A 12,763-nucleotide genomic window follows, 5' to 3' on the forward strand; every position below is an offset into this window, starting at 1 on the left:
CCATCCGATGTGGTCATCGGCGCCCAGCAGCGGGTAGGCCCGCACGTCGGCCTCTACGGTGTGGCCGTCCCGGTCGCGCAGCGCGACGCGCCCGCTCCACGGCTCCTGCTGTGAAAGGCTCCGCCACGCCGAGTCCGGGAGGCGAGCAGCAAGAAGATCGGATGCCGGACGTCCGATCGCCTCGGCCGGCTCATACCCGAGAAGGAGTCGTGCACCCCGGCTCCAGGCCGTTACGACGCCCTGCGCGTCAACCGCAGCCGCAGCCTTTTCCACCGCCAGGGTGTTGTCAGACATGCCCTCATCTCCCTTCTTTCCATTGTGCTCCCGCACCCGGCTCTTCCTGGCGCGCCGTCCCAGTGCTGGAAGACAGTGGAAGGAGAGACGAATGGGCTCGGGGTGAATGCGGCGTGGGCCGTTGCCGGAAGGTGTCCTACGGCCCAGAGCACGCGGCACCGGTGGAAGGCCCCGGGCATCTCGGGTGGACGCTTGGGGTGCCGTGGCGAGAGGGGGGCGGCTGGAACAACGCCGCTTGGGATTTCCCCTCCCCGGCGTTGGACGCGCTGGTCAGCCGATGTCGAAAAGCGGTCCCGTGAGGGTCAGGCCCAGGTCACCGCCCGCATGGGCGATGAGGCCGAGCAGCATGAGCGCGGCGCCGGCGAGCGCCATGTCCTTCTGGAAGTGGGCCATCTCCATCTGCCGTGCCTGCGGCTCGGTCTCCTTCCAGAAGGCGTGCATCAGCACGGCGGTCGGCACGAGGAAGACGACCAGCAGCAGCGCCCCGAGGTCCGCCCAGACCCCGAGCAGCACGCTCAGCCCGCCCGCGAGCAGGAGCACACCGCCGCCGAGCACGGCCGGAGCGGGTGCCGGCACGCCTCGCGACGAGGCGTAGCAGGCCATGGCCTTGGTCTGGGTCATGTGGCCGACCGCGCTGCTGAGGAAGAGGGCTGAGAAGAGGATGCGTCCGATCAACACCAGGACGTCCATGGCGGCCTCCAGCGCGAGTTTGATTGAAGGTTTAACCACCTGCTTCCAGGCTAGCTCCGGCAGCACGTCCCCGCGCGTACCCCGACACCGGCCCCAGACTGTAAGCGGGATCACCGTCGGGGCCCGGGGCGGCGGTTTAGCGTCGCGGCATGGGATTCCCTGACGTGCCCGGAGGTGGAAGATCATGATGCGCGCTGTGTGGCACGGCGCGGTACTGGCGGAGGCGGAGCGCACCGTGGTGGTCGAGGGCAATCACTACTTCCCGCCCGAGTCGCTGCACCGCGAGTACTTCACCGAGAGCCGGACGAAGTCGCTGTGCCTGTGGAAGGGGCTGGCCCGCTACTACACGGTCACGGTCGACGGACAGGTCAACGCGAATGCCGCCTGGTACTACCCGCACCCCACCCCGCTGGCGAAGAAGATCAAGAACCATGTCGCCTTCTGGAACGGCGTCACGGTCGAAGCGCCGCCGGAGACCGGCCGGTGAGCGCCCATCGACTTGCGCGCCTCGCGGCGTGGACCGCCGGTGCCTCGGGTGCGGTGACCGCGACCTATCTCGGGCTGGTGAGCGGCGCACTGCACGCCGACGTGGGCGTCGGGCGGCGCACCCGCCCGCTGGGCCCGCAGACCGTCGACATCACGGCGCCCAGGGACGTGGTCTTCGATGTGATCGCCCAGCCGTATCTCGGGCGGGCCACCCGGGCGATGCGGGAGAAGGTGAACGTGCTGGAGCGGGGCAGTGACATGGTGCTCGCCGCGCACCACACGCCCGTAGCAGGCGGGCGGCTGACCGCAACCACGGTGGAGACAGTGCGGTTCACCCGGCCCGAGCGCATCGACTTCCGGCTGGTGCGCGGCCCGGTGCCGCATGTCGTCGAGGCGTTTGTCCTCACCGAGCACGAGTCCGGCACGCGGCTGGCGTACGAAGGGGTGCTGGGCACCGACCTGTGGGGGCTGGGGCAACACTGGGGGCAGCTGGTCGCCCGCCGCTGGGAGGAGACGGTCGCGAAAACGCTGGCATCGGTCAAGGAGGAAGCGGAGCGCAGAGCCCGCCGGTGACGGCATACCGCGTCATGTCACGGCCCGGCCGCCGATCGCGTCGATGGCAGCGCAATATCCTGGAAGCAAGAGGAGGCCCGCCATGCCGTCACTGCGCATCGGACACGCCGAACGGGAACAGGCCCTCGAACGTCTCAAGACGGCCTACGCCGAGGGCCGGCTGGATGAGCCGGAGTTCGAGGACCGCGCCGGGCGGGCCATGCGGGCTCGCTCTCAGGACGAGCTGAGCGCACTGCTGGACGATCTGCCCACGGACCCGACCGAGCCCTCCGGTGTCGGCCCCGCGTCGCTGCGCGAGCGCGTAGGCGACCGGCTGGTCCGGGCGCTGCGGTGTGCGGTGTTCTGCTGGCTGCCCCCACCCCGCGCACGCGATTGATCCCCGGAAAGGACTGCCCCCGGCACCTATCGCTCCGGACGATCGCTGCCCTGCTCGGGGATGGGTGATTTCCCGGCCTGGACGGTGACGGGGGTCGTGCCCAGCCGGGACGCACCCCACACCAGCGTGCCGATCAGCAGCACCAGCGTGAGCGGATAGAACACCGGGCGCAGGGGGATCAGCACCGGCAGGAGGGCCGCGGCGGTGCCGGCGCCGAGGACGAGCAGGAGCGTCGGTACGCAGCAGGCGAAGCCGAGCAGGAACGCCGGGAGGACGCCGAGCAGCCGCGCGTATCTGGTGCGTCGGCAGGAGGCCGCCTGCCGTGCCGCCAGCCCGGCGATCGCGATGTTGCAGCCGACGAGCGCGGCGACGACCGTGCCGAGCAGCAGGTTGACCGGACTGAGGAACACCGCCACATGCGCGGTCGGATGGAGCGCGAGCACCGGCTCGAACAGAAACGGCCCCCGCGCATGGAAGAGCTGCCCAGGGGCGGACTGGAAGACGGGCACGCCGGTGAACCGGCCAGAGGCCGACACCGCGAGATCGCCGATCGAGAACAGGTACCCGACCAGCACCAGCGCCGCAGCCGCCAGTGCGACCCGCCGGTGACGGCGCACGGCGAGAGCGGCGCGCACGCCACGAGGAGTGGCGGCGAGGGTGGCGTCCCATGCATCGCCTGCCCTGCCGAGCGCGGTCACGAGCCTGCTCATTGCCGGACCTGGGTGTTCGGGTAGAAGGCGTACCAGGCGAACCACATGGAGTCGAGGAAGTCGGCGGACTCCCACTTCTCGCCGACGCGCTGGAGGACACGAGCCGTGTCGAGCCGGTCGTCCCAGCGCGCGACGACTTGAGTCCCCGCGACCTGGGCCTGCACGGTCCCGGCCTTGCGGACGAGATCCTTGTGGATCGCGAGGCGCTGCTCGCCGACCCGTACGCCGATCACAACGTCCTTGTCGGGGAAGCGGTCGCTCGATGTGAGCACGGGGAAGAACGGGCGGCCCTTGACGTAGTAGCCGCTGCGGCCGGGGTAGGAGCCGTAGGGATCGCTGCCGTAACTGCGCAGGGCGCCGGTGTCGGTGGACAGCACCTGGGTGTCCGGATGCGCGGCCCGCCAGTCCTTCCAGGTGGTCCACACCAGGGGGACGGTGTCCAGCTTCGTGCCCTTGAGCGGGCCGCTGACCGCTTGGCCGAGCAGCTGGGGCCACTCGGAGCCGGTCTGCCGGTCGTACATCAGCAGGTTGGAGTTGACGAGCTTGCCGGTGGTGCCGAACGTCAGCTCCGGTGTGCCGGGCGGGGCGGCGAAGCCGATCACCGTGCCGGTGAGCGGGCAGTAGGTGACCGCCAGCGGCTCGCCGCCCACGGTGTCGTTGACGATCTCGTGCCATACCAGCACCTGCTGCGGATAGGCCCGTACCTCACCGCGGTACTCCAGACCGAACACCGGCTCGTCGTCCGCGAGGAAGCCCGCCTCGCGCGCTGCAACGAACCGGGGCCGGTCGACGGAGGGGATCCCGTCCTTGCCCGGTCCGCCGGAGACCGCAGCACCGGCCAACGTCTCCAGCGACGGATCCTGGCCCGGCTGCACGGTCGGCACCGTCTCGGACGGGCGGTCGGAGATGGCCTGCCAGCCCAGGACGCCTCCGCCCAGGAGCAGAGCGGCAAGCCCCCCGATCACCCCGGCGCCCTTGATGACCTGCCGACGATCCGGCTTGGGCTTTGGCTGAGCATTCACCGGGCATCACCCCTGACCACACGGGATCCGCGTGATACGCACTCGTCGAAGACGGGTCCCGTCCTGCTGATGTTCTCGCGCACGAGCTGCCGGTTCGGTGAGCGCGCTTACAGTTCTCGGCCTCCAGCTCGGCTTACGTTCAGGGCATGGTGCTGCGGATCGTGCTGGGTGCGGTGTACACGGCGATGGCGGTCGGCCAGCTCGCCTCCTTCGGGCACATGCCCGGGATTCTGGCCGCCTACGGGCTGGTCGACGGCGTCGCCGAGACCGCGCTGGCCGTGGCACTGATCGCGGGCGAGCTGGTGTGCGGGGTCTGGTTCCTGGCCCGCCCGCGCTCGAAGACGGTCGCTCCGGTGTGGGTCTTCACGGCCGTGGCGGTGATCTGGTCGTTCCTCGCCGTGCAGGCGTACGCACGCGGGCTCACTGTCACCAACTGCGGCTGCTTCGGCATCTACCTGTCCCAGCGGCTGAGCTGGTTCGTGCTCGCCCAGGACGCCTTGACGCTGCTCTACGCGGGACTGCTACTGCGCGGGACCCGAACGGCTCGCCCGCCTGCCAGGCGCGCCCTCTCCAGCCGGGGCACCGAGCCTGACGAGACCGCTGCGCCCGCGGAATCCCCGCCCGTGACCGAGGAGGCCGATCCTGATGCCCGAATCCCGTAAACGCTCCGGCCTGCGCGGCACGCCGGCCGACGTCGGTGCCGGGCTGCTGCTCGTGCTGTCCTGCGCGGGCCCGCTGCTCGTGGCCGGCGTCGTGGCCGTTGCCGTCGGCGGTGGGCGAGGCAGTCCCTTTCTGATCATCGTCGGTGCCCTGATGGTGCTTATCGCTGTCGTCGCTGTCGTCCATGCCCTGCGATGTCGGGCCCACCGCAGCCGTGGTTCAGGGCAGGAGGGCTGCCGGCCGTACGTCACTCGGCCGTCCAGCGCCGCGGACCAGCGGCGGCTGCACAGCTCGACCGTCGAGGACGTCCCACCCCGTTGATGACGCTGATGACGCCCGGTGGACGGCTGCTCTGCCAGCGTCTGCCCATACCGCCGTGTTGCAGCGCGGTGACCGCCGGCCCGGGTTCACGGCCCGGGTTCCTTTCGAGTGGAGGAGCCGAGATGACCCAAGCCCCCGCGCCGCGGCGCAAGGTGGACCGCGACGAGGTGTTCGTGGAGTTCACCAAGTCGATCTGCCCGATGTGCAAGACGCCCGTCGACGCCCAGGTCAACATCCGCCAGGGCAAGGTCTATCTGCGCAAACGCTGCAAGGAGCACGGTGAGTTCGAGGCGCTGGTATACGGGGACGCCGAGGAGTACGTCTTCTCGGCCCGGTTCAACAAGCCCGGCACCATCCCCCTCACCTTCCAGACCGAGGTGAGGGACGGCTGCCCGTCGGACTGCGGGCTGTGCCCGGAGCACAAACAGCACGCCTGCCTGGGCATCATCGAGGTCAACACCAACTGCAACCTGGACTGCCCGATCTGCTTCGCTGACTCCGGCCACCACAGCGACGGCTACTCCATCACCCACGAGCAGTGCGCACGGATGCTCGACGTCTTCGTGGCCTCCGAGGGCGAGGCGGAGGTGGTGATGTTCTCCGGCGGCGAGCCCACCATCCACAAGCACATCCTGGACTTCATCGACCTCGCGCTGAACCGGCCGATCAAGAACGTCACCCTCAATACCAACGGCATCCGTCTCGCCACCGACCAACGCTTCGTCGCCGAGCTGGGCAAACGCAACCAGCTGCCCGGCAGGTCGGTGAACATCTACCTGCAGTTCGACGGCTTCGACGAGCGAACCCACCGGGAGATCCGGGGCCGTGACCTGCGTACGTTCAAACAGCGGGCACTGGACAACTGCGCGTCTGCTGGGCTGAGCGTCACTTTGGTCGCGGCTGTCGAGCGGGGGCTGAACGAGCACGAGCTCGGAGACATCGTCGAGTTCGGCATCGACCACCCGGCCGTACGGTCGGTGGCTTTCCAGCCCGTCACCCACTCCGGTCGGCATGTGGAGTTCGACCCGCTGAACCGGCTCACCAACCCCGATGTCATCAAGCTCATCAATGAACAGCGGCCGCAGTGGTTCAAGAAGGGCGACTTCTTCCCCGTCCCCTGCTGCTTCCCGACCTGCCGCTCCATCACCTATCTGCTGGTGGACGGCGAGCCGGGCAGCCGGACCGTCGTGCCCATTCCCCGGCTGCTGCAGGTCGATGACTACCTCGACTACGTCACCAACCGCGTCATGCCCGACACCGGAATCCGCGAGGCGCTGGAGAAGCTGTGGTCTGCCTCCGCCTTCATGGGCACGGAAACGACCCAGGAGAAGCTACGGGCCACCGCCGAAGGACTCGATTGCGCGGACTCCTGCGGCATCGACCTCCCGCATGCGGTGAAGGACCTCAACGACAAGGCATTCATGATCGTCGTACAGGACTTCCAGGACCCCTACACCCTCAACGTCAAGCAGCTGATGAAGCGCTGCGTCGAGGAGATCACCCCTGACGGACGCCTCATCCCCTTCTGCGCCTACAACTCCGTCGGCTACCGCGAACAGGTCCGCGCGCAGATGTCCGGCGTTCCCGTCGCCGACGTGGTGCCCAACGCGCTGCCCCTCGCGCCCGTCCTCACCGACACCCCCTACGGCTCCAAGACCGCCCGCAGCACAAAGCCCCAGCCGACCGCCGAAGAGGGCGCACGATGACCGACCAGAACGCCCGCCCACCCATCGCGACCGGCGATGAACTCAAAGCCTGCTGCGCCGCCGCGTACTCGTCCGATGTGGTCGCCCTGCTGCTCGGCGACTCCTACCACCCGGGCGGCACCGCCCTGACCCGCCGCCTCGCCGACGGTCTCCGCCTGGCGGAGGGCTGCCGCGTTCTCGATGTGGCCTCGGGCCGCGGCACCACCGCCCTTCTCCTCGCCGACGTCTACGGCGTACGGGTGGACGGGGTGGACTACTCACCGGCCAACACCGCCCTGGCCCAAGGAGCCGCCGCAGCCGCGGGACTCGGAGACTGTGCCGTGTTCACCACCGGGGATGCCGAGCGCCTGTCCTACCCGGGCGGCGTGTTCGACGCGGTGGTGTGCGAGTGCGCCCTGTGCACCTTCCCCGACAAGGCCCAGGCCGCAGTTGAGTTCTCCCGTGTCCTGCGTCCCGGTGGACGGGTCGGCATCACCGACGTCACCGCCGCCCCCGACCGCCTCCCGCCGGAACTGACCGGTCTGGCCGCGCGGATCGCCTGCATCGCCGACGCCCGCCCGCTGGCCCAATACGTTGAGATCCTGGCCGCCGCCGGACTGCGCACCATCCGCACCGAACGCCACGACGCGGCCATGACCCGCATGATCGACCAGATCGAGGCGAGGCTGAACCTGCTGCGCATGACCGCTGCGGCCAAGCTCACCGACGCCGGCGTGGACCTGGAGGCGGCCCCAGCCGTCCTCGCCGCTGCCCGCGCCGCCGTGGCGGACGGCGTCCTCGGCTACTCCCTGCTGATCGCGGAGAAGGGCCTGCCGAACGCCTGACTGGAGGACGCGTGCATCCCGTGCAACGGCGCTTGTTGCATCGGATGCGCCTGCGCTCAGGCGCCGTCCGCAGGGGATGCCGCTTCGCGCAGACGCAGCGCCTGTGTGTCGTAGTCGTGGAGAATCTGCCGGAGCTGTTCCAACGCCTCCGTGGGGATTTCGGGCGGAGCGGACTCGGCCACGAATCGGGCGGCGGCCACCAGCGCGGCGAACTCGAACGCGTGAGCAGTCGCACTCAGGACACCCGGCCGGGCCCACTCGAGGTGCATGATCTCAGCCCTTCGATGCCAAGTAGTCCTTGATCTGCCCGAGTTCCTGCGCGAAGTCGTCGTAGTCCTCACGGATACCGTTGAGGTATGCGCTCCAGCCGAGGCTGTTCTTCGCGTAGTGGACGGCTTCCTGGATCTCCTCGTCGGTGGCCCCGAACAGCTTCGCGGCCTCCGTGTGGAAGAGCGTGCAGTAGCGACACTTCGTCTCCGAATGCAACGCGATCCCGATCAGTTCCTTGTACTTGTTCGGGATGAGCGTCTCACCGAGCTCGATCTTCTTGAAGATCTCCCACTCGTAGTCCAGCAGGTCATCGGGGATCCGGGAGAAGAAATGCGGAACGAGACCCAGCGTCTCCTTGATCTCCGACTCGACCTCGCTTCGGCTCCGGCCTGCCATGGCGACCACTCCTCTCAGCCAGCGAACGGACCCTCCTTCCACGCTAGAGCTCGCCAGCGGGCCCTGCGACCGCTGCCGCGCCTGCCTCTTCCCGCATCGCCCCCACAGATGGCGAGCCCCTCGTCCCGACGCCCGGCAGCCACGTCCGCCGGGAATATCGCCGCGGCTTGGAGTTACTGGCACGTAGGTAAGCGCGCTCACATACCTGCATCCGTCACCGGTCCTAGCGTCGTCGCTGAAGCAAGCATCCCGGGCAGGAGAGGACTTGAAGATCATGACAGCCACCGTGCAGGTATCCCCGAGAGCCGCCGTCATCCCTGTCTACGCGGCCTACGGCGCTGTGGCCGGTGTGGTCGGCGGGATCGGGTTCGGCATCTGGATGTCGGTGTCCCGGCCGATGATGGACACCGCGATGATCACCATGGTCGCCGGTCTGCTCGGATCGACCAACGCCTTCGCCGGGTGGCTGATCCACCTGGGCATCGCGGTCTTCGCCGGCATCACCTTCGGCGCGGTCCTGGGCCAGTTCGCCCAGAAGATGGCACCCGCGGTCGTGCTGGGGCTGGCCTACGGCGCCGTGTGGTGGTTCGTCGGCGCGCTGTGGATCATGCCCGCCAACATGGGCATGCCGGTCTTCGAGTGGAACGACGTCACCAGCTCCAGCCTCGGCGGCCACCTGGTGTTCGGGCTGCTCGCCGGACTGACCTTCGCCTGTATCGCCCAGATGGCGGCCAAGCGGACGGGCCGGGCCGGAGGATGACCCGCGTACCGCCGGCGTCAACACCCGGCCCCGGCACACCGCCCCGGGGTGCTGCACAGCTTCGCAGCACCCCGGACGGCTACTGTCTGGCCGACAGCGCCGGTGCGATGGCCAGCCCGGCGTGGGGCGCGGCGCCCCCGCCGTGGGCACCGGGACGACGCGAGGAGACACACCACATGACCGACGCCGGTGACGACGTGGAGAAGACGTGGTGCATCTCCGAGGTCGACATCTTCCGCGACCTCAGCGAGGCGGAGATGGACGCCATCGCCGCCGCAGCGCCGATGAAGACCTACTCCGCGGGAGAGCTTCTGCATTCCCCGGCCCAGCCGTCCGAGGTGCTGTTCATCCTCAAGCGCGGCCGGGTCCGCATTTTCCGTGTCTCCGCCGACGGCCGGGCCCTGACCTGCGCGATTATCAGCCCGGGCACCATCTTTGGGGAGATGGCGCTGCTCGGGCAGCGGATGTACGACAACTTCGCCGAAGCCCTCGACGAGGTCACCGTCTGCGTCATGAGCCGCGCCGATGTCCGCCGTTTCCTGCTCTCTGATGCGCGGATCTCCGCCCGGATCACCGAAATCCTCGGCCGCCGCCTGGCCGACCTCGAACAACGCCTGTCCGACACCGTCTTCAAATCCGTACCCCAGCGCATCGCCACCACCCTGCTGACCCTCGCCGCCGAGAACCGAACGCGCGTGCTCGGGGCCCGCAGCCCGCAGATCGCCCTGACACACCAGCAGATCGCAGCCCTGGCAGGCACCTCCCGCGAAACCACCACCAAGGTCCTGCGCGAGTTCGCCGGACAGGGGCTGATCCGCCTCGCCAGAGGGCGTATCGCCGTCCTCGACCCTGAGCGCCTCAAGGACCACGCGGGCTGACGTCACCGAACCGTAAGCACTCAGCCGTCCCGCCCACGGGACCGGCCGATCTACATTCAGAGCCGATCCCGAACATCAGGAGCCCTCATGCGTGTCCGCTCGTTCCTCCCGGCCGTCCTGACCGCCGGAATGCTCGCCCTTGCAGGCTGTGGCTCCGACGGCGGTGACGCATCCGGCAGTGATGCGGGCACGGACAGCTCTGGCGCGAACACGGCCCCCGCCGCCACTCCCACCTCAGCCGGCAGCGATTCTTCCGGGACGGTGCCCGAGGCACTGCGCTTCACCGGAATGACCATTGAGGGCAAGCCGTTTGACGGCGCGACGCTGGTCGGCAAGCCCACGGTGCTGTGGTTCTGGGCCCCCTGGTGCCCCAAGTGCAAGGCCCAAGGGCCGGAGACGGCGAAGGTCGCAGCGCAGTTCGAGGGGAGGGCCAATGTCGTCGGGGTGGCCGGGCTGGACAAGCCGGCGGCCATGAAGGACTTCGTCGCCTCGGCCAAGGTCGGCGCCTTCCCGAACCTGTCCGACGAAGGCGGTGACATCTGGAAGAAGTTCGAGATCACAGAGCAGAGCACGTACGTCGTGCTCGACAAGGACGGCAAGACCGTCTTCACCGGCAACCTGCCCGCCGGCAAGGGGCTGGCCGACAAGGTCAGCAAGCTCGTCGGCTGACGCGCCGTGTCCGACGTTCCGCTCGCCCTCGCCCTGACCGCGGGCATGCTCGCCGCGGTGAACCCGTGCGGCTTCGCCCTGCTGCCCGCCTACCTCTCCCTGCTCGTCCTGGGCGACGACTCGCCCACCCGCACGGCCGCGGTCGGCCGCGCGCTGGCCGCGACAGCTGCCATGACCGCCGGATTCGCGGCCTTGTTCGCCGTCTTCGGACTCGCCGTCGCACCCGTCGCCGGCCAGGTGCAGCAGCACCTGCCATGGTTCACCATCGCCTTCGGCCTGCTGCTCGCCCTCGTCGGCGGCTGGCTGCTGGCCGGCCGCGACCTGCCCACCCTGCTCCCCAAGCTCCGCCGTGCCCCCGCCGTGACCCGCTCCGTGCAGTCGATGGCACTGTTTGGCGCCGCCTACGCGATCGCCTCGCTGGGCTGCACCATCGCTCCTTTCCTCGCGATCGTGGTCTCCGCGTTCCGCAGTGGATCGACGCTCGAAGGTGTCGCGCTGTTCACTGCGTACGCGGCCGGGATGGGAGTGATCGTGGGCGCCGCCGCGCTGTCTGTGGCGCTGACCCGCACCGCCCGGGTGGGCCGTCTGCGCCGCCTCGGTGCCACCGCCTCCCGCCTCGGCGGCGGCCTGCTGTTCCTGGTCGGTGCGTACGTGGCGTACTACGGCTGGTACGAAATCCGCGTCCTGCGTGACCCGCTGTCCACCGACCCCGTCATCGACGGCGCAGGCACCGTACAGCGGTGGATCTCCGAAACCCTCGAGACCGTCGGCATCCCCACCATCACCGCCGTGTTCGCAGCACTGCTGCTGACGGCGCTGGCACTCCGCCACCACCTTCACCGCCGGGCCCAGGACACGCCACGAACCAACAGTGGCACTTCACCAGATGGCACCCAGCGAACTCTCTGAACTACGGGAAGTTCGCCCCACCCCATGAGGAACCGGAGGCGTGACGGGCTGCTCCGGTACCCGGCGTGCCAGATTTCGAGTGCGCTGGCTACGTCGAGGGAGTTGCTGACGACGCCGATGAGGAGGTTGACCAGGACGGGCAGCCCGCTCCACCACGCCCTCGACGCTTCGCAGCACACGGGGCCCGCCGACGTCGTCGACCCGGCCCCGGTTCGCCAGTGCTACGCAACCTTGGTCATTGTCCTGCCGCAGCAGCAGGTGGGACTGGACTGGCCGGAGCAGGTTGGCGGGGCCGCCTTGGTCACGGTCAGCTCGCATCCGCAGTCCGGGTCAGGGCAGCGATATACCTCGCCCTCACGGAATGGCATCGCTCGTCACCTCGCCTTTTCGCGTTCTCATCTTTCACGAGCGACGCTAGAACCTTGCCCCATGGGAAAGGTCAAGCGGTCAGTTCGTGCCGTCGGGGGTGGCCTCGATGATGTGGCAGATCACGGCGGTCTCGCCGCGATCGGCTGCCTGGTCGGCACGGTCGCGGGCGGCCTGGAGGGTTTCGCGCAGGGCCTGGAGGTCGGCGATGCGCTGGTCGATCTCGGCGAGGTGCTCGTCGAGAAGGCCGGTGACCAAGCCGCAGGGCTGCCGGCCCTCGCGCTGGAGGTCAAGGATGCGCTTGATCTCCTTCAGGCTGAGGCCGAGGGCCTGGGCCCGGCGGATGAAGCGCAGTACGGGGAGGGTGTCGTCGCCGTAGGTGCGGTATCCGGCCGGGGTGCGCTCGGGTGGGTCGATGAGCCCTCCGGCCTCGTACAGGCGGATGGCCTTGGCGCTCAGTCCGGTCTGCTCGGCGACGCGGCCGACGGTCAGCATGGCGGTTGCCCTCCTCGAAGGTCTCGGGTGTCGTTCGTCGGGCTTGACTCTGCCCTAAGGGCAAGGTTAGGACCGCACGCCGTGACCGGCGCCTGGCTCCTGCTCGTCGCGACGCTGCTCGCCGCCGTCGCCACGTACGTGTGCTGCATCCGCCCGATGCGCAACAAGGGCGGCTGCTGCCCGGCTCCGCCCTCGCGTACCCGGGAGAGCGTCGACGAGGAGATCAGGCGCACCCGCGAGGAACTGCGCCTGCTGCGCGACCAGGCCGCCACACGGCACACCCACCCGACCCCCGCCTCCGATCGGCGACGGGAGTCCACCGGACGGTGACATGTCCCAGCGCCCCGCACCGCCCCCG

The 12,763-nt window shown here is 69.2% G+C and carries 18 protein-coding genes and 1 pseudogene; 12 read left to right on the top strand and 7 right to left on the bottom strand.

What is annotated here, in order from left to right:
• Positions 1-294: pseudogene (locus J7E96_RS38660) on the bottom strand (PAS domain-containing protein); the annotation flags it as partial.
• A gap of 270 nt (positions 295-564) precedes the next feature.
• Positions 565-984 carry a DoxX family protein gene (locus J7E96_RS01365; protein ID WP_215126782.1) on the bottom strand — a complete coding sequence of 140 codons (420 nt, stop codon included), beginning with the start codon at positions 982-984 and terminating at the stop codon, positions 565-567.
• Between the two features lie 184 nt (positions 985-1,168).
• Between J7E96_RS01365 and J7E96_RS01370 the strand changes: the two genes are divergently transcribed.
• The 3 genes from J7E96_RS01370 (at position 1,169) to J7E96_RS01380 (ending at position 2,419) form a co-directional block, all read left to right on the top strand.
• Positions 1,169-1,471 carry a DUF427 domain-containing protein gene (locus tag J7E96_RS01370; protein ID WP_215126543.1) on the top strand — a complete coding sequence of 101 codons (303 nt, stop codon included), beginning with the start codon at positions 1,169-1,171 and terminating at the stop codon, positions 1,469-1,471.
• Entirely contained in the window at positions 1,468-2,043 is a 576-nt protein-coding gene (locus J7E96_RS01375) for an SRPBCC family protein (protein WP_215126545.1), read from the top strand. The genes J7E96_RS01370 and J7E96_RS01375 overlap by 4 nt, the downstream gene beginning before the upstream one ends.
• An 82-nt stretch (positions 2,044-2,125) precedes the next feature.
• Entirely contained in the window at positions 2,126-2,419 is a 294-nt protein-coding gene (locus tag J7E96_RS01380; protein WP_215126547.1) for a DUF1707 domain-containing protein, read from the top strand.
• A gap of 26 nt (positions 2,420-2,445) precedes the next feature.
• Here J7E96_RS01380 and J7E96_RS01385 read toward each other — a convergent pair whose 3' ends face one another.
• Together J7E96_RS01385 and J7E96_RS01390 are read right to left on the bottom strand one after the other, a co-directional pair.
• The gene (locus J7E96_RS01385) at positions 2,446-3,129 is read right to left on the bottom strand and encodes a hypothetical protein (RefSeq protein ID WP_251069252.1); all 684 of its coding nucleotides are present in this window, start codon (positions 3,127-3,129) and stop codon (positions 2,446-2,448) included.
• Entirely contained in the window at positions 3,126-4,151 is a 1,026-nt protein-coding gene (locus J7E96_RS01390) for a DUF3179 domain-containing protein (RefSeq protein ID WP_215126549.1), read from the bottom strand. Before J7E96_RS01390 ends, J7E96_RS01385 begins: the two co-directional genes overlap by 4 nt.
• A 146-nt stretch (positions 4,152-4,297) precedes the next feature.
• On the opposite strand from J7E96_RS01390, the gene J7E96_RS01395 reads away from it, so the two are divergent.
• The 4 genes from J7E96_RS01395 (at position 4,298) to J7E96_RS01410 (ending at position 7,662) form a co-directional block, all read left to right on the top strand.
• Positions 4,298-4,813 carry a MauE/DoxX family redox-associated membrane protein gene (locus J7E96_RS01395; RefSeq protein WP_215126550.1) on the top strand — a complete coding sequence of 172 codons (516 nt, stop codon included), beginning with the start codon at positions 4,298-4,300 and terminating at the stop codon, positions 4,811-4,813.
• Positions 4,797-5,132: a hypothetical protein gene (locus J7E96_RS01400; protein ID WP_215126552.1), complete on the top strand. Its 336-nt coding sequence runs from the start codon at positions 4,797-4,799 to the stop codon at positions 5,130-5,132. Before J7E96_RS01395 ends, J7E96_RS01400 begins: the two co-directional genes overlap by 17 nt.
• Before the next feature lie 122 nt (positions 5,133-5,254).
• Positions 5,255-6,838, top strand: coding sequence for a radical SAM protein (locus tag J7E96_RS01405; protein WP_215126554.1), 1,584 nt, complete (start codon positions 5,255-5,257; stop codon positions 6,836-6,838).
• Positions 6,835-7,662: a class I SAM-dependent methyltransferase gene (locus J7E96_RS01410; protein WP_215126556.1), complete on the top strand. Its 828-nt coding sequence runs from the start codon at positions 6,835-6,837 to the stop codon at positions 7,660-7,662. Before J7E96_RS01405 ends, J7E96_RS01410 begins: the two co-directional genes overlap by 4 nt.
• A gap of 56 nt (positions 7,663-7,718) precedes the next feature.
• Here the strand turns inward: J7E96_RS01410 and J7E96_RS01415 are convergent, their stop codons facing one another.
• Both J7E96_RS01415 and J7E96_RS01420 read right to left on the bottom strand, forming a co-directional pair.
• Complete coding sequence (locus J7E96_RS01415; RefSeq protein ID WP_214928740.1) at positions 7,719-7,931, bottom strand: hypothetical protein; 213 nt, start codon at positions 7,929-7,931, stop codon at positions 7,719-7,721.
• 4 nt (positions 7,932-7,935) lie between these two features.
• A complete protein-coding gene (locus tag J7E96_RS01420; protein ID WP_214928741.1) occupies positions 7,936-8,328 on the bottom strand; it encodes a carboxymuconolactone decarboxylase family protein in 393 nt (130 codons plus the stop codon).
• Between the two features lie 274 nt (positions 8,329-8,602).
• Between J7E96_RS01420 and J7E96_RS01425 the strand changes: the two genes are divergently transcribed.
• From J7E96_RS01425 to J7E96_RS01440, 4 genes are all read left to right on the top strand, one after another.
• The gene (locus J7E96_RS01425; protein WP_215126784.1) at positions 8,603-9,088 is read left to right on the top strand and encodes a hypothetical protein; all 486 of its coding nucleotides are present in this window, start codon (positions 8,603-8,605) and stop codon (positions 9,086-9,088) included.
• Positions 9,089-9,264: 176 nt separating this feature from the next.
• Positions 9,265-9,966, top strand: coding sequence for a Crp/Fnr family transcriptional regulator (locus J7E96_RS01430; RefSeq protein WP_251069253.1), 702 nt, complete (start codon positions 9,265-9,267; stop codon positions 9,964-9,966).
• Between the two features lie 87 nt (positions 9,967-10,053).
• Positions 10,054-10,635 (top strand): redoxin domain-containing protein, encoded by a 582-nt coding sequence (locus tag J7E96_RS01435; protein ID WP_214928743.1) that lies wholly within the window; start codon positions 10,054-10,056, stop codon positions 10,633-10,635.
• 6 nt (positions 10,636-10,641) lie between these two features.
• Positions 10,642-11,544: a cytochrome c biogenesis protein CcdA gene (locus J7E96_RS01440; RefSeq protein WP_215126560.1), complete on the top strand. Its 903-nt coding sequence runs from the start codon at positions 10,642-10,644 to the stop codon at positions 11,542-11,544.
• A 447-nt stretch (positions 11,545-11,991) separates the two neighbouring features.
• On the opposite strand, the gene J7E96_RS01445 is transcribed toward J7E96_RS01440, so the two are convergent.
• Positions 11,992-12,405, bottom strand: a complete 414-nt coding sequence (locus J7E96_RS01445) for a heavy metal-responsive transcriptional regulator (RefSeq protein ID WP_251069254.1) — start codon at positions 12,403-12,405, stop codon at positions 11,992-11,994.
• Positions 12,406-12,486: 81 nt separating this feature from the next.
• Between J7E96_RS01445 and J7E96_RS01450 the strand changes: the two genes are divergently transcribed.
• Complete coding sequence (locus J7E96_RS01450) at positions 12,487-12,735, top strand: hypothetical protein (RefSeq protein ID WP_215126562.1); 249 nt, start codon at positions 12,487-12,489, stop codon at positions 12,733-12,735.
• The last annotated feature ends 28 nt before the right edge of the window (positions 12,736-12,763 follow it).

Origin of the sequence: Streptomyces sp. ISL-96 (genome assembly GCF_018614035.1) — a bacterium.
Taxonomy (GTDB): Bacteria; Actinomycetota; Actinomycetes; order Streptomycetales; family Streptomycetaceae; genus Streptomyces.

Bases quoted from the DNA above. Each gene is read 5' to 3' on its own strand.
- J7E96_RS01385 (WP_251069252.1), bottom strand. From the start codon at position 3,129: ATGAGCAGGCTCGTGACCGCGCTCGGCAGGGCAGGCGATGCATGGGAC.
- J7E96_RS01380 (WP_215126547.1), top strand. From the start codon at position 2,126: ATGCCGTCACTGCGCATCGGACACGCCGAACGGGAACAGGCCCTCGAA.
- J7E96_RS01425 (WP_215126784.1), top strand. From the start codon at position 8,603: ATGACAGCCACCGTGCAGGTATCCCCGAGAGCCGCCGTCATCCCTGTC.
- J7E96_RS01365 (WP_215126782.1), bottom strand. From the start codon at position 984: ATGGACGTCCTGGTGTTGATCGGACGCATCCTCTTCTCAGCCCTCTTC.
- J7E96_RS01445 (WP_251069254.1), bottom strand. From the start codon at position 12,405: ATGCTGACCGTCGGCCGCGTCGCCGAGCAGACCGGACTGAGCGCCAAG.
- J7E96_RS01400 (WP_215126552.1), top strand. From the start codon at position 4,797: ATGCCCGAATCCCGTAAACGCTCCGGCCTGCGCGGCACGCCGGCCGAC.
- J7E96_RS01430 (WP_251069253.1), top strand. From the start codon at position 9,265: ATGACCGACGCCGGTGACGACGTGGAGAAGACGTGGTGCATCTCCGAG.
- J7E96_RS01415 (WP_214928740.1), bottom strand. From the start codon at position 7,931: ATGCACCTCGAGTGGGCCCGGCCGGGTGTCCTGAGTGCGACTGCTCAC.
- J7E96_RS01420 (WP_214928741.1), bottom strand. From the start codon at position 8,328: ATGGCAGGCCGGAGCCGAAGCGAGGTCGAGTCGGAGATCAAGGAGACG.
- J7E96_RS01370 (WP_215126543.1), top strand. From the start codon at position 1,169: ATGATGCGCGCTGTGTGGCACGGCGCGGTACTGGCGGAGGCGGAGCGC.
- J7E96_RS01405 (WP_215126554.1), top strand. From the start codon at position 5,255: ATGACCCAAGCCCCCGCGCCGCGGCGCAAGGTGGACCGCGACGAGGTG.
- J7E96_RS01410 (WP_215126556.1), top strand. From the start codon at position 6,835: ATGACCGACCAGAACGCCCGCCCACCCATCGCGACCGGCGATGAACTC.
- J7E96_RS01395 (WP_215126550.1), top strand. From the start codon at position 4,298: ATGGTGCTGCGGATCGTGCTGGGTGCGGTGTACACGGCGATGGCGGTC.
- J7E96_RS01435 (WP_214928743.1), top strand. From the start codon at position 10,054: ATGCGTGTCCGCTCGTTCCTCCCGGCCGTCCTGACCGCCGGAATGCTC.